Source organism: Polyangium sp. 6x1 (assembly GCF_029946515.1).
Lineage (GTDB): Bacteria > Myxococcota_A > Polyangia > Polyangiales > Polyangiaceae > Polyangium.
The window spans coordinates 1-503 of sequence record NZ_JARZHH010000185.1 but is presented as its reverse complement, the minus strand read 5'-3'; the positions used below and the strand labels follow the sequence as shown (position 1 = coordinate 503).

1 protein-coding gene is annotated in these 503 nt (G+C 65.8%); it reads left to right on the top strand.

Annotated features, from left to right (window positions below; translation table 11 throughout):
* A partial coding sequence (locus QHF85_RS49745) for a hypothetical protein (protein ID WP_281334584.1) occupies positions 1-272 on the top strand: 272 nt, incomplete at its 5' end.
* Positions 273-503 lie beyond the last annotated feature (231 nt).

Below are 503 nucleotides of genomic sequence, written 5' to 3'. Positions count from 1 at the left end.
CGGAGGGTGAGGTCCAGAATGTCGCCGAGCGGACCGCAAAGCGGGTGGCGGCGATATTGAAGAACCGGGGCCGCTCGATCGAAGGCCTATCTGGCGGTGAAGTGGGAGACGATATCGAGCCTGCGCTTATGGCTTGTTATGGCGTGGCGGCGCGAGCGCCTTTGCAGTTGCCTCTATTCCGTGAGCATTTCGATGTGGACGACGCCACCGGAGGAAACCGCGACGCAAGCCGTGGGCGTTGCTTTTGCGACATGTGTTCGCCATCGATGTGACAGCGTGTCCGAGGTGTGCGAGCACGACGCGGTGGCGAAACGTTGCGCTGTCGCCGGATGCGATTCGCGAAGGGTTGGCCCGCGCGGGGCTCTCGGCGCGTGGGCCGCCGATGCGTAAGCGTGTGCCCCTGGGGCAACTCTCGCTGCCATTCCCGAAAGCGCACCGGCGAGAGCAGCCCTGAGGCGCCGCCTTCGGTGGACGTCTCGCGCTCGCTGTCTGCCGGCGCCGAT